We start from the raw sequence: 20,962 nt of genomic DNA on the forward strand, positions 1-20,962 counted from the left end.
TTTGTTCTTGCGTTTCCGACTCTATCAGAGTCAGTCCCGCTTGTTTTCCGCCCTCCGGTTCCACGCTTTCGCGTTTCCCTTTCCGGCGATTCCGACTCTATCAGATCCTTTCGGGCCTGACTCCCGGTCAGCGGGGTTTGCCGGTCGGGCTGTTGGGCCCTTGCGGCGAGTGAGACAGTAGCGGATTCCGTGCCCCCGAAGCCAATCGGCGGCTGCGTCCTCGGACGCGGATTCCTCATTCGCAAATACGCATGAAAACGAGACGACAAAATGAGCCGTTCGTTCGAATGTTGTAGTGCGGGATGGCCGTCCGGGGACCGACCGGGGTCGGCGCTCACTTCGGACAACTCGAAGAACCTTACGGACCTGCCACAGGTGTGTCAACCCTGGCGCGGCCCGCCGTCTCCCCGCTAGCCTCTGCCCCATGACTACGCATGCGCTCACGCTCAACCTCTGCTGGTGGGCCGCCTGACGGCGGCCGACCTCCACTTGCGCGCGCATGCGCTCACGGCCGCCGCTTCGGCGGCCGTTTCTGTTTCTCCCCCGGGAGTGGCTCGGTCGCCCCACGCGGTGCCACCGACCGGACGGCCGTACGGCCACTCACACAGGGAGACGGACATGACGAGGATCTTCAGCGGGATCAAGCCGAGCGGGCACCTGACGCTGGGGAACTACCTGGGCGCCCTGCGGCAGTGGGTCGCGGCCGAGCAGGAGCCGCACGACGCGCTGTTCTGTGTGGTCGACCTGCACGCGCTGACCGTCGATCACGATCCGGCCCGCGTGCGGCGGCTGAGCAGGCAGGCGGCCACGCTGTTCCTCGCCTCCGGGCTGGACCCCCTCAAGTGCACGCTGTTCGTGCAGAGCCACGTGGACGAGCACACCCGGCTGTCGTACCTGCTGGAGTGCACCGCCACCGACGGTGAGTTGCGGCGGATGATCCAGTACAAGGAGAAGGCGGCGCGGGCCCGGGCGGCCGGGGACGGCGTGCGGTTGTCGTTGCTGACCTATCCGGTGCTGATGGCCGCCGACATCCTGGCGTACGACGCGGCCGAGGTGCCGGTCGGTGAGGACCAGCGCCAGCACGTGGAGCTGGCCCGCGATCTCGCGGTCCGGTTCAACCTGCGCTACGGGCACACCTTCACCGTCCCGCAGGTGGTGCTGCCCACCGTTGCGGCGCGGGTCATGGACCTCCAGGACCCGGCCGCGAAGATGGGGAAGTCGCACGAGAACGGGGCGGGCATCGTCTATCTCCTCGACGAGCCGGCGGTGATCACCAAAAAGGTGATGCGGGCCGTCACCGACAGCGGGGACGGCGGGGTCGTCTACGACCGGGCCGCGCGCCCCGGGGTCGCCAACCTGCTCGACATCCTCTCCGCTTGTACGGGCGCAGAGCCGGCCGCGCTGGCCGACCGGTACTCCGGGTACGGGGCGCTCAAGCGGGACGTGGCCGAGGCCGTGGTGGAGGTGCTGCGTCCGGTGCAGGAGCGGCACGCGGAGCTGGCGGCCGATCCCGGCGGCGTGGAGCGGGTGCTGCGGGCCGGGGCGGAGCGGGCGCGCGGGCTCGCCCGGCCGGTGGTGGACCGGGCGTACCGGAACATCGGGCTGCTGGAGCCCTGAAAGGGTGCGGTCGCGGTCCCGCTCCGGGGCGGGACCGCGACCGGGTGCGTCAGCTGTTGCCGGAGGCGAGTTCGCGGCTGCGGTCGCGGGCCGCTTCCAGGGCGGCGATCAGGGCCGCCCGTACGCCGTGCTTCTCCAGCTCCACGATGGCGTTGATGGTCGTACCGGCGGGGGAGGTGACGGCCTCGCGGAGTTTGACCGGGTGTTCGCCGCTGTCGCGGAGCATCACGGCGGCGCCGATGGCGGCCTGCACGATCAGGTCGTGGGCCTGGGCGCGGGGCAGACCGAGGAGGATGCCGGCGTCCGTCATGGCTTCGACCAGGAAGTAGAAGTAGGCCGGGCCGGAGCCGGAGAGGGCGGTCGCGGCGTCCTGCTGGGACTCGGGGACGCGCAGGGTCTTGCCGACGCCGCCGAAGATCTCCTCGGTGTGGGCGAGGTGCGCGGCGGTGGCGTGGCTGCCGGCCGAGATGACGGACATGGCCTCGTCGACGAGGGCGGGGGTGTTCGTCATGACGCGGACGACGGGGGTGCCGGGGGCGAGCCGTTCCTCGAAGAAGGCCGTGGGGACGCCGGCGGCGCCGCTGATGACCAGGCGGTCGGCGGGGACGTGCGGGGCGAGCTCTTCGAGGAGCTTGCCCATGTCCTGCGGCTTGACGGTGAGGATGAGGGTGTCCGCGCGCTTCGCGGCCTCGGCGTTGCTGACGGCCTCGACGCCGTAGCGGTCGCGGAGTTCCGCGGCCCGTTCGGCGCGGCGGGCGGTGACGAGGAGCTTGCCGGCCGGCCAACCGCCGCGGATCATCCCGCTGAGCAGGGCCTCGCCGATCTTTCCGGTGCCGAGGACGGCGACTGTCTGGGTCATGCCTTCATCCTTGCATCCGGGCGGGGCGCGGGGCCGTGGTGTCCGTAGTGCGGTCGGCCCGGGGTGCCTACGGGGTGCGGCGGCGCAGGGTGGCCGCGCCGAGGGCGAGGACGAGCAGGGCGCAGGCGGCGACGATGGCGGCGTCCCGGATGAAGTCGGCGGTCATGTCGGTGTGGGTGAGGACCTGGGTCATGCCGTCGACGGCGTAGGACATGGGCAGGACGTCGGAGAGGCCTTCGAGGACCGGCTGCATGGTGGCGCGCGGCGCGAACAGGCCGCAGAGCAGCAGCTGGGGGAAGATCACCGCCGGCATGAACTGGACGGCCTGGAATTCGGAGGCCGCGAAGGCGGAGACGAACAGGCCGAGGGCGGTGCCGAGGAGCGCGTCGAGGAGCGCGACGAGCAGGAGCAGCCAGGGGGAGCCGACGACATCGAGGCCGAGGGCCCACAGGGCGACGCCGGTGGCGAGGACGGACTGCACCACGGCCATGGCGCCGAAGGCGAGGGCGTAGCCGGCGATGAGGTCGCCCTTGCCGAGCGGCATGGCGAGGAGGCGTTCGAGGGTGCCGGAGGTGCGTTCGCGCAGGGTGGCGATGGAGGTGATGAGGAACATCGTGATCAGCGGGAAGATACCGAGGAGGCTGGCGCCGATGCTGTCGAAGGTGCGCGGGTTCCCGTCGAAGACGTAGCGCAGCAGGATCAGCATCAGTACGGGGACCAGCAGCATCAGCGCGATCGAGCGCGGGTCGTGGCGGAGCTGGCGCAGGACGCGGCCGGCGGTGGTGGTGGTGCGGGATGCGTTCATCGGGTCTGCTCCCGGGTCAGGGCGTTGGCCTCGTCGACGAGGCGCAGGAAGCCCTCTTCGACGGTGGCGCTGTGGGTTCGGGTGCGGAGCGCGTCGGGGGTGTCCTGGGCGAGGATGCGGCCTTCGCGCATGAGGAGCAGGTCGTGGCAGCGCTCGGCTTCGTCCATGACGTGGGAGGAGACGAGGATCGTGGTGCCGCGGGTGGCGGTGAGGTCGTGGAAGAGGTTCCACAGGTCGCGGCGCAGGACGGGGTCGAGGCCGACGGTGGGTTCGTCGAGGACGAGCAGTTCGGGGGCTCCGAGGAGGGCGACGGCGAGGGAGACGCGGCTGCGCTGGCCTCCGGAGAGGTTGCCGGCGAGGGCGGTGGAGCGGCTGGTGAGGTCGACGTCGGCGATGGCGCGGGTGACGGTGGCGCGCCGGCGTTCGGCGGCGGCGCCGCCGGGATCGAGGACGGCGGCGAAGTAGTCGAGGTTCTGCCGGACGGTGAGGTCGTCGTAGACGGAGGGCGCCTGGGTGACGTAGCCGATGCGGGAGCGCAGCCCGGGGTGGCCGGCGGGGCTGCCGAGGACGTCGAGGGTGCCGGTGACGTGGGCCTGGGTGCCCACGACGGAGCGCATGAGGGTGGACTTTCCGCAGCCGGAGGGGCCGAGGAGGCCGGTGATGCGGCCGCGGGGGACGTCGAAGGCGAGGTCGTCGAGGACGGTGCGGGGATGGCGGCCGGTGCCGCGGCGGACGGTGAGTGCGTGGGCGTGGACGGCGGGGGTCGCGGCCCGGTCGGCGCCGTCGGGCGGTTTATTCATCATGTGATGAATAATGCTCCCGGCGGTGCCCGGGCGTCAACAGGCCAGGTGGGTGGAGGGGTGTCCCGGGGCTGCCCGGGGGTGGCGGCCCGGGGGTGGTGGTCCCGCTACTTCTTGCGCTTGGGGCGGCGGGCGGACGGGTTGCCGGTACGGGTGCTGCGGCGGCGGGCGAACTCGGCGCGGGCCTGCTCGTACTCCGCACGGTGCAGCTTCTCGCCCGGGGCTTCGGTCAGGCTGCGCAGGAAGTACGCGATGAGGGAGCCGATGAAACCGATCGCTTTGAGCCCCTTGAGGGCGGCCTCGTCCGAGGACGGCCGGGGACGGCGGCCGAACGACTCCCACGTCTTGACGAAGGCGATGGCGCTGGCGAGCGCGAAGAGGACGACCACGGAGATGCTGAGGAACGGGCCGACGTCGCCGATCTCCAGCCCCTCGTAGGCGAAGCGCAGCAGGTACGCGGCGGCGAAGGCCGAGACCAGGGAACCGACGGCGACCCCGGCGCGGCGCAGGGCGTAGCCACCGTCGTGGTCGACCCAGGTGGTGCCGAAGAACCGGAGGGGCTCGGGGCGCGGTCCGGCGGCGGCCGGGGCCGGCTCGGCGGGGGCCGGTCCGGCGGGGGTCTGGTCTCGCTGGTCGTCGCTCACACCGGCGATTATTCCAGCCCGAGACGCACCCGCCGGGGTGCGTCTCATCTGGCAGAACGCCGGGGCCGGCCGGCTGGGGTCAGCCGCAGCGGGTGGCCACGTACCCGTCGCTGCCCGTCTTCACGTACGCGTCCGACACGAACTCGCCGTTGCCGACGCAGTCCCAGATGTCCGTGGTGCCGTAGGGGCCCGAGACCGTGGTGCCGTCGCACTGGCAGTGGATGGAGACGTACGCGCCGAGCGGCAGGACCCGGGAGATCGAGTAGCCGGTACCCGGACCGGTGCGGACGTTGACCTGGTATCCCGGAGCGACCGGGAACGTCGGGAAACCGGAGCCGGACAGGCTCTGGGCCTGGACCTGCACCTGGCTTGAATCGTTCTCGACAGTCATGCGTGAAACTCCCCCCGTGGGTGTTGCCCGGCGCAACTCGCGCAGGGCGGCAAGCCCTTGGATGGTCGCACGGGCCATCGACTAGGCTCCGGCGGGGGTGGTGAGTGGTGCATGCGCGGCGCGCGGACAACGCGGGCTTTCCCGAGTACGCCGGGCATTACCGGCTGGAATCCGTGCTCGGCTCCGGCGGCATGGGCGTCGTCCACCTGGCCGCTTCCAGCTCGGGGCTGAAACTCGCCGTCAAGGTGGTGCACGCGCAGCACGCGGTGGACCCGGAGTTCCGGGCGCGTTTCCGGCAGGAGGTCGCGGCCGCGCGCCGGGTGAGCGGGGCGTTCACCGCGCCGGTGGTGGACGCGGACCCCGATGCCGAACGGCCCTGGATGGCGACGCTGTTCATCGACGCGCCGACTCTCTCCGAGCGGGTACGGGAACGGGTGCTGGACCCCGGTGAGCTGACGCGGCTCGCCGCCGGGCTGGCGGAGGCGCTGCGGGACATCCACCGGGCGGGAGTGGTGCACCGCGACCTCAAACCCAGCAACGTGCTGATGGCCCCCGACGGGGTGCGGGTCATCGACTTCGGGATCTCGCGGCCCGCCGACAGCGACCTGCGGACCGAAACGGGGAAGCTGATCGGGACGCCGCCGTTCATGGCGCCGGAGCAGTTCCAGTCGCCCCGCGAGGTCGGCACGGCCGCCGACGTGTTCGCGCTGGGCGCGGTACTGGTGCATGCGGCGACCGGACGCGGCCCCTTCGACTCCGACAGCCACTACCTCGTCGCCTACCAGGTGGTGCACGGCGAGCCCGACCTGACGGGGCTGCCGGAACCGCTCGTACCGCTCGTCGCCCAGTGCCTGGCGAAGGACCCCGCCCGGCGGCCGACCGCCGACGCGCTGATCGCGCGGATGCGGGCGCTGGCCTACCCCACCGGGGAGGACACGCAGGCGTTCGTCCCGCAGCCGCGCCGGCCCGCCCCGGCAGAAGTCGACACGCACCGGCGGGAGCGCGTCGACACCGGCGGTGGGGACGCGGGGGGCCCCGTGACCGGCGAGGGGGCCGGGCGGCCGGTGCGCGGCCGGGTCCGCACGGCGTGGGCTGCGGGGCTGGTGGTGCTGCTCGCGGGCGGCGCCGTCGGCGGCTACCTCGGCTCCGCGACGGGGGACGACTCCGCCGGTCCGGCGGCCTCGAAGGCGGCGCATGCGGGCGCGACGAAGCGCTTCGCGCCCTGGTCGGTGCCCCTGGCCGGCCCGGGCGCCGGGAAGGGGACCGGGGCCTGCTCCTGGGGGAGCGCGGCACTGTACTGCTCGGGGCGGGGGCTGGCCGCCGCCCGGCTCGACCCGGCGAACGGCGCCGTCGGCTGGACCGTCCCGGCGCAGGCGGCGCCCGGGCCCGGGTCGGCCCGGGCGCCCCTGTACGCGGGCGGCCTCGTCCTCGCCGCCGGGGCGGGCAGCGGCGTGCTCCAGGCCCTGGACCCGGCGACCGGAGCCCGGCTCTGGCAGCGGGACCTGCCGGGCGCGCAGGTCGTCGCGGAGGCCGGGCACGTCCTCGCGGCCGGCTCCGACGGGACCGCGACCCTGCTGGACGCGGCGACGGGCACGCCGAAGTGGACCCGGCGGATCGGGGGGACGGGCTCGGTGTGGTGGGGCGGCCCGGACACCTCGGGCAAGGCCGCGCTGTACGTGGCGACCCGGGAGCCCGACGGCAGCCGGACCCGGGTGGCGGCGGTGGACCCGGGCGACGGGACGGTGCGCTGGCAGATCCGTACGGCGGGGCTCCTCCAGCCGGTCGCCACCGTGCGGGGCAGCGCGTACCTGCTGGAGAGCGACGCGCAGGGCAGGACCGACGCCGTCGTCCGCGTGGACCTGGCGACGCGCTCGGTGCGGCGGGTCAGCCTGGCCGTCCCTCTGTATGAGGCCCAGGCCACGGCGGGGCCCGACGGCGTCGTGTACCTCGCGGGCTCCGCGGGCGCACTGGCCGCCGTCGGCCCCGAACGGGAGCTGTGGCGGCTGGAGACGGGCCTGGCGGTCTCGTCCCGCCCGGCGGTCGACGGCGGGCGGGTCTACCTGACGGCGCCCGACGGCCGGCTGCTGGCGGTCGGGGCCTTGGACGGGCGGCTGCTGGGGCAGACGAAGCCGCGGATGGGCGGCGACCAGGGCTCCTTCGCCGCGTCCCTGACCGCGCCCGTCGTCGCGGACGGCACGGTGTACGCGGCCGCGCCCGACGGTTCCGTGTTCGCCGTGGACGCGGCGAACCCCGCCGGGTGGTGAGGACCCCGGCGGGGTTCGCGGGCGTGGCGGCGGGGCCGGGCGGCCCGGGAGCTCAGCCGAGGCGGGACACGTCGCGAACCGCGCCCTTGTCGGCGCTGGTGGCCATCGCGGCGTAGGCGCGCAGCGCGGCCGACACCTTGCGCTCGCGGTTCTTCGGGGCGTACACCCCGCCCAGCGCGTCGCGGCGGGCCGCCAGCTCCTCGTCGGAGACCAGCAGTTCGATGGAGCGGTTCGGGATGTCGATGCGGATCCGGTCGCCGTCCTCGACCAGGGCGATGGTGCCGCCCGAGGCCGCCTCCGGGGAGGCGTGGCCGATGGACAGGCCCGAAGTGCCGCCGGAGAAGCGGCCGTCGGTCACCAGCGCACAGACCTTGCCGAGGCCGCGGCCCTTGAGGAAGGAGGTCGGGTAGAGCATCTCCTGCATGCCGGGGCCGCCGCGCGGACCCTCGTAGCGGATGACGACGACGTCACCCGGCTCGATCTCCTTGCGCAGGATCTTGTCGACGGCCTCGTCCTGCGACTCGCAGACCACTGCCGGGCCCTCGAAGGTCCAGATCGACTCGTCGACGCCGGCCGTCTTGACCACGCATCCGTCGGCGGCGATGTTGCCGCGCAGGACGGCCAGGCCGCCGTCCTTGGAGTAGGCGTGCTGCACGGAGCGGATGCAGCCGCCCTCGGCGTCCAGGTCGAGGGTGTCCCACCGCTCGGACTGGGAGAAGGCCGTCGCGGAGCGCTTGCAGCCGGGGGCCGCGTGCCACAGCTCCATGGCCTCCTCGGACGCCGTGCCGGAGCGGGCGTCCCACTTGGCCAGCCAGTCTTCGAGGTTCTCGGAGTGGACGGTGGTGACGTCCTTGTTGAGGAGGCCGCCGCGGTGCAGCTCGCCGAGGATGGCGGGGATGCCGCCGGCGCGGTGGATGTCCTCCATGTAGTACGTGCCGCCGGGCGCCACGTTCGGCGCGACCTTGGCCAGGCACGGGACGCGGCGGGAGACCTCGTCGATGTCGGTGAGGTCGTAGTCCAGGCCGGCCTCCTGCGCGGCGGCGAGGAGGTGCAGGATCGTGTTCGTGGAGCCGCCCATGGCGATGTCGAGGGCCATGGCGTTCTCGAAGGCCTGGCGGGTCGCGATGTTGCGCGGCAGGACGGAGGCGTCGTCCTGCTCGTAGTAGCGCTTGGTGATCTCCACGATCGTCCGGCCGGCGTCCTCGTACAGGGCGCGGCGGGCGGTGTGCGTGGCGAGGACAGAGCCGTTGCCGGGGAGGGCCAGGCCGATGGCCTCGGCGAGGCAGTTCATCGAGTTGGCGGTGAACATGCCCGAACACGAACCACAGGTCGGACAGGCGTTCTCCTCGATGCGCAGGACGTCCTCGTCCGAGACGTTCTCGTTGGAGGCGTCGACCATGGCGTCGATCAGGTCGAGCTTGCGGACGGTGCCGTCGACCAGGGTGGCCTGACCGGCCTCCATCGGGCCGCCGGAGACGAAGACGACCGGGATGTTGAGGCGCATGGCGGCCATCAGCATGCCGGGGGTGATCTTGTCGCAGTTGGAGATGCAGATCAGCGCGTCCGCGCAGTGCGCCTCGACCATGTACTCCACGGAGTCCGCGATCAGGTCGCGGGACGGCAGGGAGTACAGCATTCCGGCGTGGCCCATCGCGATGCCGTCGTCCACGGCGATGGTGTTGAACTCGCGCGGGATGGCGCCCGCGGCGAGGATCGCGTCCGAGACGATCCGGCCGACCGGGGCGAGGTGGGTGTGGCCGGGGACGAACTCGGTGAAGGAGTTGGCGACCGCGATGATCGGCTTCCCGATGTCCGCGCTCGCTACGCCCGAGGCGCGCATCAGCGCGCGTGCGCCTGCCATGTTGCGGCCGTGGGTGACGGTGCGGGACCTCAGCTCGGGCATCGGGTTCACTCCCCATGAGTACGGCGGCGTTCACACACCCCCGCGACTGTGGATAAGGCTCGGTTACGAGGCTACGCTCCCGGCCCGCGATGCGGACAGACTGTCCGCATCCCGGGACGGGTGGCTCAGTCCTCGGTCAGGTAACGCTGCAGGGTGGGCGCCACCAGGCTGATGATCGCCTCCGGATCGGCGGACGCGAGGGGCTCGACCTGGACGACGTAGCGCAGGATCGCGATGCCGACCATGTGGGAGGCGGCCAGCTCCGCGCGGAAGGTGGGGTCGGGCACGTTGAGGTCGGCGGCGACCCGCTCCAGGACCCGGCGCAGGATGAGTGCGCGCAGCACCTTCGCCGCCGCCTCGTGCGTGAGCGCCGACCGGATGACGGCGAGCAGCGGCACGCGGGTGACGGGGTTCTCCCACACGCCGAGGAAGTAGCGGGCGAGGCGTTCGCCGATGCCCTCGGGGCCGCCGCCGAGGATCATCGGGACGACGAGGGCCGGCTCCAGGCTCAGCTCGATCGCGGCGGCGAAGAGGTCGTCCTTGCTGCCGAAGTAGTGGTGCACCAGCGCGGGGTCCACGCCGGCGGCTTTCGCGATGCCGCGTACGGAGGTCTTGTCGTAGCCGCGCGCCGCGAACTCGGCGCGGGCGGCGGCGCGGATGCGCTCCTGGGTGCCGGGACCTTCGTCGGCCTCGTCCTGGCGGGGGCGGCCGGGGCCGCGGCGGGGGCGGGGCGGCGGCTCGGTCACGGGCGGCGGGCCGGCTTCGGCGAGGAGGCGGCGAGGTGGGCGCGGGTGAAGGCGAGGGCTTCGGCCAGGTCCGCCTCGCGCTCGGCGGACGACATGGCGCGGCGGGTGTTGACCTCGATCACCACGTGTCCGTCGAAGGACGTACGGGCCAGCCCGGCGAGCAGCTCGGCGCAGGGCTGGGTGCCGCGGCCGGGGACGAGGTGCTCGTCCTTCGCGGAACCGTTCCCGTCGGCGAGGTGGACGTGGGCGAGGCGATCCCCCATGCGGTCGACCATGGCGGCCGCGTCGGTCCGGGCGGTCGCGGTGTGCGAGAGGTCGATGGTGAAGTGCCGGTAGTCGTCCTTGGTGACGTCCCACTCGGGCGCGTACGCGAGCATCTCGCGGTCGCGGTAGCGCCAGGGGTACATGTTCTCGACGGCGAACCGGACGTCGGTCTCATCGGCCATCCGCCAGATGCCGGTGACGAAGTCACGGGCGTACTGGCGCTGCCAGCGGAACGGCGGGTGCACGACGACGGTGGACGCCCCGAGCCGCTCGGCGGCGGCCTGGGCGCGGCGCAGCTTGGTCCACGGATCGGTGGACCACACCCGCTGGGTGATCAGCAGACAGGGGGCGTGCACGGCGAGGATCGGCACCTGATGGTGGTCGGACAGCCGCCGCAGCGCGTCGATGTCCTGGCTGACGGGATCGGTCCAGACCATCACCTCGACGCCGTCGTACCCGAGGCGCGCGGCGATCTCGAAGGCGGTCGCCGTCGTCTCCGGGTATACGGAGGCCGTGGAGAGGGCGACTTTCGCGTTCGGGATCCGGACTGGTTCTGCCACGGGAGACAGGGTACGGTCCCCACCCCGCCCCCCGCCGTGACACCCACCACCCGGCCCCGCTCGTCCTGCGCGCCACCGCCGGGGGGCGGTGGGCAACCACCGCTGGGCGGTGGCGGAGCGAAGGGGGTCAGGTCGGGAGGTGGTCCAGGCGGCGGAGGATGACGCCCTCGCGGAGGGCCCAGGGGCAGATTTCGAGGTCGTCCACGCCGAAGAGGTCCATCGCGCCCTCCGCCACCAGCGCTCCCGCCAGCAGCTGGTGCGCCCGGCCCTCCGAGACGCCCGGGAGGGCGGCGCGCTGGGCGGTGGTCATCGCCGCCAGGCGCGGGACCCACTCCTCCAGCGCCTTGCGCGTCAGGTCGCGCTGTACGTACAGCCCCTCCGCTGAGCGGGCCGCGCCCGCGATCCGGGCCAGCTGCTTGAAGGTCTTCGACGTCGCCACCACGTGGTCCGGCGTCCCGAAGCGGCTGAACTCCCCCACCGTCCGGGCGATCTGCGCCCGCGCGTGGCGGCGCAGCGCCTTCACGTCGGCCGGCGCCGGCGGGTCGCCCGGGAGCCACGCCGAGGTGAGGCGGCCCGCGCCGAGCGGGAGGGACACCGCCGCGTCGGGTTCCTCGTCGATGCCGTACGCGATCTCCAGCGAGCCGCCGCCGATGTCCAGGACCAGCAGCTTGCCCGCCGACCAGCCGAACCACCGCCGCACCGCGAGGAACGTGAGGCGGGCTTCGTCGTCGCCGCTGAGGATGGGCAGGTCGATACCGGTCTCGGCCTTGACCCGGGCCAGGACCTCGTCCGCGTTCGTCGCCTCCCGCACGGCGCTCGTCGCGAAGGGCAGCAGGTCCTCGCAGCCCTTGTCCTCGGCGGCCTGCACCGCGTCGCCGATGACCGAAACGAGCCGTTGTATGCCCTCCGGTGTGACCGAGCCGCGTTCGTCCAGCAGCTCCGCGAGCCGCAGCTCCACCTTGTGCGAGTGCGCCGACAGCGGGCGCGCACCGGGGTGCGCGTCCACCACCAGCAGATGAACCGTGTTCGAACCCACATCAAGGACACCGAGTCTCATAACCGGAAACGCTACTGGGCTCGTCGCGTATGGGTGGAGTAAGGGGCGCTTAGGCTTGGGTTTGTGCCAAATACGAAGAAGGCCAACATGTCCAAGACCCCCAAGAAGAAGCCGAAGGTCGTGGCCGACGAGAAGGGGATCGACTTCCCCAGGGCGTGGGTGGAGTTCCCCGACCCCGCCGACGACGAGCAGGTCTTCCGCTGCGACCTGACCTGGCTGACCTCCCGATGGACGTGCATCTTCGGCAGCGGCTGCCAGGGCATCCAGGCCGGCCGGGCGGAGGACGGCTGCTGCACGCTCGGTGCGCACTTCTCCGACGAGGACGACGAGAAGCGGGTCGCCGGGCACGTGGCCCGCCTGACGCCCGAGCTGTGGCAGTTCCACGACGTCGGCAGCGAGTCCGGGTGGACGCAGAACGACGACGACGGGGAGAAGCAGACCCGCCGCTGGGACGGCGCCTGCATCTTCCTGAACCGGCCCGGCTTCCCGGCCGGCGCGGGCTGTTCGCTGCACATCCTGGCGTTGAAGAGCGGCCAGGAGCCGCTGGAGACCAAGCCCGACGTGTGCTGGCAGCTGCCGATCCGGCGTACGTACGACTGGATCGACCGGCCCGACGACACGCGGGTGCTCCAGGTGTCGATCGAGGAGTACGACCGGCGCGGCTGGGGGCCGGGCGGCCACGACCTGCACTGGTGGTGCACTTCGGCCACCTCCGCGCACGGCGCGGGGCAGCCGGTGTACGTGTCGTACCGGCCGGAGCTGACGGAGCTCATGGGCGAGGAGGCGTACGCGGAGCTGGTGAAGCTGTGCGAGGCGCGGCTGGCTTCACTGCTGCCGATGGCCCCGCACCCGGCGGACCCGCCGCCGGCCGCCCACGCCTGACCGCTGTGCCTGACCGCTGTGCCTGACCGTTAGGGCGCCGAACCCGAAGGGGCCGGGTCCGGGGCCGGGGAAACCGTTCCTTCGGACGGCGTCGGAGTCGGGGTGGGGCTCGGCGGCGTCCGGGTCGGCGTCGGGGTCGGGTCCGGCGTCGCGGGCGGCGTCGGCGTGGGGGTGGGGCTCGGCGGTGTCGGGGTCGGGGTCGGCGTCGGGTCCGGCGTCGCGGGCGGAGTGGGATCCGGCGCCGGGCGGCCGTAGCCGCGGATGGAGACCACCGCGCCGTCGGGGTCGATCCCGACCCTGGCGGACCAGGCGCCGACCGGCTGGGCATGGGCGTCGACGGTGATCCACAGGGTGACCGATTCTCCCGGGGCCAGGGTGCCCGCGCTCCGGCCGGCCCGCAGCCACGGCGCGTCCGACCACAGCCGCCAGTCCACCGGGGCGCCGCCGGAGGCGGTGAGGGTGAGCACGGTGGTGCCGCCCCGGGTGCTGGCGCTCACGGCGATGTGGCCCGGGCCGCCCGGACCACCGGGTTGCGGAGTGCCGGACGCACCGGGGCTGACCACCTCGACGGACACGTCCGGGACGTCGGCACCCGGCGCGAAGCCGGGCTCGCCGGTGGTGTGGGCGGTGTTGCCGGCGTTCAGGTAGGCGGCGAAGGGGCGCCCGTCGACGTGCGGGAGCGGGAGTTCCGATTCGCTGGCGGAGATCCGGGCGGTGGTGCCCGCGGTGGGTTCGCCGGTACTGGGGGCGCCCCGGTACGCGGCCCACAGCGCGAGGACGGGGGCGGCGACGACGGTGGCCACGACAGTGGTGGTGACCGCCCGCGCCCGGAGCCGGTCGCGGCGCGCCGCGCGGTCCTTGGGGTCCATGGGGAAGCCGGTGCGGTCGAAGCGGGGGCCGGGGCCGCCCCGGCGGCGACGGCCGGAGCGCAGCATCGCGGCGTGGACCGCGGTGCGCGGGGCGGGGACCAGGGGGAGCCCGGGGGTGTGGACACCGCCGGAGCCGGGCCAGGGGGCCGCGGCGCCCACCCGTTCGGCGACCCGGCGGCAGCGCGGGCAGTCGTCCACGTGGCGTACGAGTTCGGCGCGCAGGGTGGTGGACAGCAGCACCTGGCCGTCGCCGGTGAGCCGCGACACGGCCGGACAGTTGCCGGTCTCGACGACGGCGAGAGCGGCGCGGGTGCGTTCCACCTCGCAGGCGGCGCCGGTGAGCAACTCCCGGGCGGCGGCGGCCTGGGTGCCGAGGACGGCGGCGAGTTCCGGTACGGCGAGGCGGTGGCGGACGGCGAGTTCGAGGGCCTCCCGCTGCTCGGGGGTGGTTCCGGCGGCTTCGGGCCAGGCGAGGCGGGCCAGCTCGGTGCGGCGGTAGGCGCTCACGTCCAGGGCCCCCGGCGCACACTCTCCGTCGGTGTGCTCCGGCGTGCGCCCGGCGGAATGCGCCCCCTGGCGCGGGCGCCGTTGTTCGCCCAGCCGGGTGAGGCAGCCCCAGCGGGCCAGGGCGTAGAGCCAGGCTCGCCGGTCCCCTTCGTCGGGGCAGCGGCCGGGATACCGCTCGGCGACGGCGAGGACGTTACCGAGCACGTCGGTGGCGGTGTCGTGGTCACACAGCACCGACAGGCAGTAGGTGAACAGTCCGTCGAGGTAGGGCTCGTGCCGGAAGGGGGGAGGCTGCTCGCCCGCGAGGGCCGGCTCCGGTCCACGGGAGGGCGTGCGCCCCTGCGCCCGGTGTGCGCCGGTGCGCGCCGGGGGGTGTGGTTGGTTGCTGCTGTTCACTCGGCGACCGTAGGCGGCGCGCCGGTGACGGTCCGGAAGCCTTCAGCGGTTTTAGCCCTTACGGGTGAACAGATCGGGCTCGTGCTGACAGCGCCCCTGACGTCACGACCGGCGGCAGCGCCGCCGGCGGTGTCGGTGGCGGCGGCTACGGTGGGCGCATGGCTGCCCGTACATCTCGTTCATCCGCCAAGGACCGGCCGTCCTACCGCTGCTCCGAGTGCGGCTGGACGACCGCGAAATGGCTCGGCCGGTGCCCCGAGTGCCAGGCGTGGGGGACCGTCGAGGAGATGGGCGCGCCCGCCGTGCGGACCACCGCGGCCGGCCGGGTCTCGGCCCCCGCCGTCCCGATCGCGCAGGTCGACGGCCGTACGGCCGCGGCCCGCAGCACCGGCGTGGACGAGCTGGACCGGGTCCTCGGCGGCGGGCTCGTGCCGGGGGCCGTCGTGCTGCTGGCCGGCGAGCCGGGCGTCGGCAAGTCGACGCTGCTGCTGGACGTCGCCGCGAAGGCGGCCACCGACGACCACCGCACGCTGTACGTGACGGGCGAGGAGTCCGCGAGCCAGGTCCGGCTGCGGGCCGACCGGATCAACGCGCTGAACGACCACCTCTACCTCGCCGCGGAGACCGACCTGTCGGCGGTCCTCGGACACTTGGACGCCGTCAAGCCCTCGCTGCTGATCCTGGACTCCGTACAGACCATCGCCTCCCCCGAGATCGACGGCGCGCCAGGCGGCATGGCGCAGGTCCGCGAGGTGGCGGGGGCGCTGATCCGGGCCTCCAAGGAGCGGGGGATGTCCACCCTGCTCGTCGGCCACGTCACCAAGGACGGCGCCATCGCCGGCCCCCGGCTGCTGGAGCACCTGGTGGATGTGGTGCTGAGCTTCGAGGGCGACCGGCACGCGCGGCTGCGGCTGGTGCGCGGTGTGAAGAACCGTTACGGGGCCACCGACGAGGTCGGCTGCTTCGAGCTGCACGACGAGGGCATCGTCGGACTCGCCGACCCGAGCGGGCTGTTCCTCACGCGCCGCGCGGAGGCGGTACCGGGGACCTGCCTGACGGTGACGCTGGAGGGCAAGCGGCCGCTGGTCGCGGAGGTGCAGGCGCTGACGGTGGACTCGCAGATCCCCTCGCCGCGCCGGACCACCTCGGGGCTGGAGACCTCGCGCGTCTCGATGATGCTGGCGGTGCTGGAACAGCGCGGCCGGATCACGGCCCTGGGCAAGCGGGACATCTACAGCGCCACGGTGGGCGGGGTGAAGCTCACCGAGCCGGCCGCGGACCTGGCGATCGCGCTGGCGCTGGCCTCGGCGGCGAGCGACGTCCCCCTGCCGAAGAACCTCGTGGCGATCGGGGAGGTCGGGCTGGCCGGGGAGGTGCGGCGGGTGACGGGCGTCCAGCGGCGGCTCGCGGAGGCCCACCGGCTCGGGTTCACCCACGCGCTGGTCCCGGCCGATCCGGGGAAGGTGCCGCCGGGCATGAAGGTCATCGAGGTGGCGGACATGGGAGACGCGCTACGGGTCCTGCCGCGCGGCCGGTCCCGCACGCCTGCCCGGGAGCGGGCGGGCGAGTAGCCCGGGCCACCGCCCGTCGGCCGCAGCGGCCCCGCCCCGCTCCTTGCCGCGTCCGTGGCGCCGCTTCCTGACCTATACGGAACAAGGCACGGCGCGGGCGCGGAGCGCGCCGGTAGACTTTGTGCTGGTCCGCCCGGCCGTACGCAGGCGGCGCAACCCGCGACCGGAGGAGTGCAGTGGCAGCCAAGGACGGTGCAGCAGCATCCGGGAAGTCGGGCGCGAGCTCCAGGCAGGAAGCCATGATGCGGGCCTCGCTGAGCGCGGTCGCTCCTGGTCAGCCCCTGCGTGACGGTCTCGAACGGATCGTCCGCGGCAACACCGGCGGCCTCATCGTCCTCGGCATGGACAAGGCCGTCGAGGCGATGTGCACCGGCGGTTTCGTGCTGGACGTGGAGTTCACCGCGACCCGGCTGCGCGAGCTGTGCAAGCTCGACGGCGCCCTCATCCTCGACAAGGACCTCACGAAGATCCTCCGGGCGGGCGTGCAACTAGTCCCGGACGCCTCGATCCCGACGGAGGAGACCGGCACCCGCCACCGTACGGCGGACCGGGTCTCGAAGCAGTGCGGTTTCCCCGTCGTGTCCGTGTCGCAGTCGATGCGGCTGATCGCGCTCTACGTGGACGGGGAGCGGCGGGTCCTGGAGGAGTCCGGGGCGATCCTGTCCCGCGCGAACCAGGCGCTGGCCACGCTGGAGCGGTACAAGCTGCGGCTGGACGAGGTCGCCGGGACCCTGTCGGCGCTGGAGATCGAGGACCTGGTCACGGTGCGCGACGTGACGGCGGTCGCGCAGCGGCTGGAAATGGTTCGCCGTATTGCCACGGAAATCGCCGAATACGTGGTGGAACTCGGCACCGACGGACGCCTCCTGTCGCTCCAGCTGGACGAGCTGACGGTCGGGATCGAGCAGGAACGGGAGCTGGTGATCCGGGACTACGTTCCCGAGCCGACGGCGAAGCGTTCCCGCACGGTGGACGAGGCGCTGCCGGCGCTGGACGCGCTGACGCACCCGGAGCTGCTGGAGCTGGGGATCGTCGCGAAGGCCCTCGGGTACACGGGCTCGCCGGAGACGCTGGACTCGGCGGTCTCGCCGCGCGGGTACCGGCTCCTGGCGAAGGTGCCCCGGCTGCCGGGCGCGATCATCGAGCGGCTGGTCGAGCACTTCGGGGGCCTGCAGAAGCTGCTGGCCGCGAGTGTGGACGACCTCCAGACCGTGGACGGCGTGGGCGAGGCCCGCGCGCGCAGCGTCCGCGAGGGCCTGTCCCGCCTGGCCGAGTCCTCGATCCTCGAACGCTACGTGTGAGCCGCGCGCCCGCCCCGCTCAGTCCTGCTTGAGGACGAACGAGGTGCGGGCGACCGGCATGCCGGGGGCCTTGACCTCGACCACGTAGGTGTCCGGGGCCGCCGACCCGGCCGGAGGAGTCTGGCACTGGTCGGGCGCGCTGGGCTTGCGGTCCCACTCCAGCGACTGCTTCGCCTCCCCCTGCGCGGGCAGCCGGAAGAAGGCGTTCGCCGCGCCGGCCGGGCAGTCGGAGCCCGACCAGACCGGCTTGTTGCCGCTGGCCTGAGTGATCGTCACGACGGCCTGCCTGGGACCGAGTCCGACCTTGCAGGTGGTTCCGGACACGTTGCGGACGATCAGTTCGAGCCGGGGCTTCTCGTTCGCCTCGTACTCGTTCTTCACGCTCTTGACCTCCCACTGCACCACGCCCGGCGCGCACGTGGGGAGGACGGAGTCAGCGGGGACCGCGGCCGCGGCGCCGGAACCCCCGTTGCCGCCGGCGTCGTTAGAACCGCCGCCGCCCGTTTCGCCGTTCTTGCCGGCGCCCGTACCGGAACCCGTCCCGGTACCGCCGCCGGAACCGGAGCCGGAGTCCCCGCGGCCGCCCGGCGCCTGGCTGATCGCCGGGCCGGAGCCCGAGGGACCGGGGGTGATCGAGGTGACGGGACGCGGGCCGCCCTTGCCCTCGCCGTTCGTACTCGGCTTTCCCCCACCGGAACTGACCGTCCATACGGCGAGGAGCGCGAGGAGCGCGGCGACGGACGCCAGCACAGCCCTCCGTCGCCAGTAAATGGAGGAGGGGAGCGGCCCGACCGGATTGCGCAGTGATCCCACGGACGGAACTTTACGAGAACCAGCGCCGCGATCACCGCCCCACATGCCGCACATCCGGCTTGTTTTGCCGATGATCATCCCGCTGGCCCCATCCGGCCGAAAAGATCAGGCCATACGGGGTTCGGGCCGCGTACGGCCGGCCGCCACTGTGGGTGACCATCGCGGGCCCGGACCGCGACGGCGGGACCGGCGGCGGGATACGGACTCCGCCCGCGCCACGCCCGTGGCGCCGCGCCGGGCCCCCGGCACGAGGGGGGCGAAACGTGCCAGGATGCGTGTGCCATGACTGCATCCACCTTCCCCTCCCCCGACGTCGCCCACGCGCTGCACTCCCCCGTCATCGCGTGGTTCGACGAGCACGCCCGCGACCTGCCCTGGCGCCGCCCCGAGGCCGGCCCCTGGGGGGTCATGGTCAGCGAGTTCATGCTCCAGCAGACCCCGGTCAGCCGGGTCCTGCCGGTGTACGAACAGTGGCTCGCCCGGTGGCCCCGGCCCGCCGACCTGGCCGCCGAGGCCCCCGGCGAGGCCGTACGGGCCTGGGGCCGGCTCGGCTACCCGCGCCGGGCCCTGCGCCTGCACGGCGCCGCCGTCGCGATAACGGAACGGCACGGGGGCGACGTGCCGCGGGACCACGCACAGCTGCTCGCGCTGCCCGGGATCGGCGAGTACACGGCGGCGGCGGTGGCCTCCTTCGCGTACGGGCAGCGGCACGCGGTGCTGGACACCAACGTCCGCCGGGTCTTCGCCCGCACCACGACCGGCGTCGAGTACCCGCCGAACGCCACCACCGCCGCCGAACGGCGCCTGGCCCGGGCCCTGCTGCCCGAGGACGAGGCGGTCGCGGCGCGCTGGGCGGCGGCCTCGATGGAGCTGGGCGCGCTGGTGTGCACGGCCAAGTCCCCGGACTGCGGCCGCTGTCCGGTGGCGGGGCAGTGCGCGTGGCGGCTGGCCGGGAAGCCGCCGCACGACGGACCGCCGCGGCGCGGGCAGACGTACGCCGGGACCGACCGGCAGGTGCGCGGCAGGCTCCTCGCGGTGCTCCGGGAGGCGGTGGGGCCGGTTCCGCAGTCCGTGCTCGACACGGTCTGGGACGAACCGGTGCAGCGGGCGCGGGCGCTGGACGGGCTGGTCTCCGACGGGCTGGTGGAGCCGCTGGCGCAGGGCTTGTACCGGCTGCCGCGGACCTGACGCCCAGGCCCCGCCGCGCAGCCGGTGCCCACGACCCGCGGTCGCGCGGGGAGCCTCGGGGAGCCGCAGGGAGCCGCGGGGAGCCGCAGGAAGTGGACTCGGCGGCTCCGCTCACATCCGGGAAACCGCAGCTCAAACGGCGTTGTTACACAATCTACGGGTGTCCGTGCGCCCGCCGAAGGCTTACCCGCACAGTGCCGTGACAACGCCTCCGTACCGTCGGACCCGTAACGCGGTGGATGCACGTTGGGCGGAACGGAGGCGGTCTGAGATGGCGCACGGCGAGGTACTCGAATTCGAGGAGTACGTACGCACCCGGCAGGACGCGCTGCTGCGCAGTGCCCGGCGCCTCGTCCCGGACCCCACGGACGCCCAGGACCTCCTGCAGACCGCGCTCGTGCGCACGTACGGCCGCTGGGACGGCATCGCCGACAAGGCGCTCGCCGACGCCTACCTGCGACGCGTCATGATCAACACGCGTACAGAGTGGTGGCGGGCCCGCAAGCTCGACGAGGTCCCCACCGAGCAGCTCCCGGACGCCTCCGTCGAGGACGGCTCCGACCAGCGCGCCGACCGCGCCCTGCTGATGGACATCCTCAAGGTCCTCGCCCCCAAGCAGCGCAGTGTGGTCGTGCTGCGACACTGGGAGCAGATGAGCACCGAGGAGACGGCGGCGGCGCTCGGCATGTCGACGGGAACCGTGAAGAGCACCCTGCACCGCGCACTGGCCCGCCTCCGGCAGGAGCTGGAGAGCCGGGACCTCGACATGCGCGCGCTGGAGCGCGGCGACCACACGGTGCGGTACGAGGGGCGGGAGCGGTGCGCGGCCTGAACGGCCAGGGCAAGGACGCCGGCGGCAGGAAGCCGCTGGTGCTGATGTCGGCGGGGACGGTCGTCCTCGTCGGCACCGGGCTGCTCGCGGCCGGCTGCGCGACCGGCGGCACGGGGCTCCGCGACGGCGGCCCGGCCCGTACCGAGACGGTGGCCCGGACAGGCCCGCCGGTCGGCTCGGCCGCCTCCCCGAACGCCGTGACCTCCCCGGCCTCGGACCGGCCGGCCGGGAAGGTCGACCCGGTCGCCCTGCTCAAGGCGGACCCCAAGGTGAGCGCCGAGGTCAAGCGGGACCTCAAGCCCTGCACGGGCAAGGAGTACCCCGTCGACGTCAGCTACGGGAAGGTCACCGGCGGCACGGTCGTCGACATCGTCGTCAACGTGCTGTCGTGCGCCGACGCTCTGGGGCGCGGCTCGTACGTGTACCGCGCCGAGGGCGCGAAGTACGAGAACGTCTTCGCGGACGAACAGCCTCCCGTCTACGCGGAGATCGACCGCGGCGACCTCGTGGTCACCAAACCGGTGTACGGCAAGAGCGACGCTCTCTCGTACCCGTCCGGCGAGGACGTGATCACATACCGGTGGAGCGGGGACAAGTTCACCGAGCAGGACCGGGTCCACACGGACTACAGCAACGTCGACGGCGGTTCCCAGCCCGCCCCGGCCGCCACACCCAAGAACTGAAGCGAGGCAC

General features: G+C 73.3%; 19 protein-coding genes. 8 read left to right on the forward strand and 11 right to left on the reverse strand.

Annotated elements, in window-relative coordinates; all coding sequences use genetic code 11:
* Positions 1–618 precede the first annotated feature (618 nt).
* Positions 619–1,617, forward strand: a complete 999-nt coding sequence (gene trpS / locus IE207_RS21565; protein ID WP_190185915.1) for a tryptophan--tRNA ligase — start codon at positions 619–621, stop codon at positions 1,615–1,617.
* Between the two features lie 49 nt (positions 1,618–1,666).
* On the opposite strand, the gene proC is transcribed toward trpS, so the two are convergent.
* The 5 genes from proC to IE207_RS21590 form a co-directional block, all read right to left on the reverse strand.
* Positions 1,667–2,476 (reverse strand): pyrroline-5-carboxylate reductase, encoded by an 810-nt coding sequence (gene proC, locus IE207_RS21570; protein WP_190185916.1) that lies wholly within the window; start codon positions 2,474–2,476, stop codon positions 1,667–1,669.
* A gap of 67 nt (positions 2,477–2,543) precedes the next feature.
* The gene (locus IE207_RS21575) at positions 2,544–3,281 is read right to left on the reverse strand and encodes an ABC transporter permease (RefSeq protein ID WP_190185917.1); all 738 of its coding nucleotides are present in this window, start codon (positions 3,279–3,281) and stop codon (positions 2,544–2,546) included.
* Positions 3,278–4,084, reverse strand: coding sequence for an ABC transporter ATP-binding protein (locus IE207_RS21580; protein WP_190185918.1), 807 nt, complete (start codon positions 4,082–4,084; stop codon positions 3,278–3,280). Before IE207_RS21580 ends, IE207_RS21575 begins: the two co-directional genes overlap by 4 nt.
* A 104-nt stretch (positions 4,085–4,188) precedes the next feature.
* Positions 4,189–4,725, reverse strand: coding sequence for a hypothetical protein (locus tag IE207_RS21585; RefSeq protein WP_190185919.1), 537 nt, complete (start codon positions 4,723–4,725; stop codon positions 4,189–4,191).
* 79 nt (positions 4,726–4,804) lie between these two features.
* Complete coding sequence (locus IE207_RS21590) at positions 4,805–5,116, reverse strand: peptidase (protein ID WP_190185920.1); 312 nt, start codon at positions 5,114–5,116, stop codon at positions 4,805–4,807.
* A gap of 107 nt (positions 5,117–5,223) precedes the next feature.
* Between IE207_RS21590 and IE207_RS21595 the strand changes: the two genes are divergently transcribed.
* Positions 5,224–7,380: a serine/threonine-protein kinase gene (locus IE207_RS21595; protein ID WP_229873881.1), complete on the forward strand. Its 2,157-nt coding sequence runs from the start codon at positions 5,224–5,226 to the stop codon at positions 7,378–7,380.
* Between the two features lie 52 nt (positions 7,381–7,432).
* Here the strand turns inward: IE207_RS21595 and ilvD are convergent, their stop codons facing one another.
* The 4 genes from ilvD to IE207_RS21615 all read right to left on the reverse strand — a co-directional run bounded on the left by ilvD (position 7,433) and on the right by IE207_RS21615 (position 11,910).
* A complete protein-coding gene (gene ilvD / locus IE207_RS21600; protein WP_190185921.1) occupies positions 7,433–9,283 on the reverse strand; it encodes a dihydroxy-acid dehydratase in 1,851 nt (616 codons plus the stop codon).
* A 125-nt stretch (positions 9,284–9,408) separates the two neighbouring features.
* Positions 9,409–10,029 carry a TetR/AcrR family transcriptional regulator gene (locus IE207_RS21605; protein ID WP_190185922.1) on the reverse strand — a complete coding sequence of 207 codons (621 nt, stop codon included), beginning with the start codon at positions 10,027–10,029 and terminating at the stop codon, positions 9,409–9,411.
* Positions 10,026–10,853 carry a sugar phosphate isomerase/epimerase family protein gene (locus IE207_RS21610; protein WP_190185923.1) on the reverse strand — a complete coding sequence of 276 codons (828 nt, stop codon included), beginning with the start codon at positions 10,851–10,853 and terminating at the stop codon, positions 10,026–10,028. The genes IE207_RS21605 and IE207_RS21610 overlap by 4 nt, the downstream gene beginning before the upstream one ends.
* Positions 10,854–10,980: 127 nt before the next feature.
* Entirely contained in the window at positions 10,981–11,910 is a 930-nt protein-coding gene (locus IE207_RS21615; protein WP_190185924.1) for a Ppx/GppA family phosphatase, read from the reverse strand.
* A 63-nt stretch (positions 11,911–11,973) separates the two neighbouring features.
* Here IE207_RS21615 and IE207_RS21620 point away from each other — a divergent pair, with 63 nt between their 5' ends.
* Positions 11,974–12,792 carry a DUF3109 family protein gene (locus IE207_RS21620; protein WP_190185925.1) on the forward strand — a complete coding sequence of 273 codons (819 nt, stop codon included), beginning with the start codon at positions 11,974–11,976 and terminating at the stop codon, positions 12,790–12,792.
* 29 nt (positions 12,793–12,821) lie between these two features.
* On the opposite strand, the gene IE207_RS21625 is transcribed toward IE207_RS21620, so the two are convergent.
* Positions 12,822–14,564 carry a BACON domain-containing protein gene (locus IE207_RS21625; RefSeq protein ID WP_190185926.1) on the reverse strand — a complete coding sequence of 581 codons (1,743 nt, stop codon included), beginning with the start codon at positions 14,562–14,564 and terminating at the stop codon, positions 12,822–12,824.
* A gap of 158 nt (positions 14,565–14,722) precedes the next feature.
* On the opposite strand from IE207_RS21625, the gene radA reads away from it, so the two are divergent.
* Both radA and disA read left to right on the forward strand, forming a co-directional pair.
* Positions 14,723–16,135, forward strand: coding sequence for a DNA repair protein RadA (gene radA, locus IE207_RS21630; protein WP_190185927.1), 1,413 nt, complete (start codon positions 14,723–14,725; stop codon positions 16,133–16,135).
* Between the two features lie 176 nt (positions 16,136–16,311).
* Complete coding sequence (gene disA / locus IE207_RS21635; protein WP_190185928.1) at positions 16,312–17,436, forward strand: DNA integrity scanning diadenylate cyclase DisA; 1,125 nt, start codon at positions 16,312–16,314, stop codon at positions 17,434–17,436.
* An 18-nt stretch (positions 17,437–17,454) separates the two neighbouring features.
* Here disA and IE207_RS21640 read toward each other — a convergent pair whose 3' ends face one another.
* Positions 17,455–18,186, reverse strand: a complete 732-nt coding sequence (locus IE207_RS21640; protein ID WP_308433643.1) for a hypothetical protein — start codon at positions 18,184–18,186, stop codon at positions 17,455–17,457.
* A 345-nt stretch (positions 18,187–18,531) separates the two neighbouring features.
* Between IE207_RS21640 and IE207_RS21645 the strand changes: the two genes are divergently transcribed.
* The 3 genes from IE207_RS21645 to IE207_RS21655 all read left to right on the forward strand — a co-directional run bounded on the left by IE207_RS21645 (position 18,532) and on the right by IE207_RS21655 (position 20,952).
* Entirely contained in the window at positions 18,532–19,437 is a 906-nt protein-coding gene (locus tag IE207_RS21645) for an iron-sulfur binding domain-containing protein (protein ID WP_190185930.1), read from the forward strand.
* A 271-nt stretch (positions 19,438–19,708) separates the two neighbouring features.
* The gene (locus IE207_RS21650; RefSeq protein ID WP_190185931.1) at positions 19,709–20,269 is read left to right on the forward strand and encodes a SigE family RNA polymerase sigma factor; all 561 of its coding nucleotides are present in this window, start codon (positions 19,709–19,711) and stop codon (positions 20,267–20,269) included.
* Between the two features lie 44 nt (positions 20,270–20,313).
* Positions 20,314–20,952 carry a hypothetical protein gene (locus IE207_RS21655; RefSeq protein WP_190186102.1) on the forward strand — a complete coding sequence of 213 codons (639 nt, stop codon included), beginning with the start codon at positions 20,314–20,316 and terminating at the stop codon, positions 20,950–20,952.
* The last annotated feature ends 10 nt before the right edge of the window (positions 20,953–20,962 follow it).

Origin of the sequence: Streptomyces cirratus (assembly GCF_014650775.1) — a bacterium.
Lineage (GTDB): Bacteria > Actinomycetota > Actinomycetes > Streptomycetales > Streptomycetaceae > Streptomyces > Streptomyces cirratus.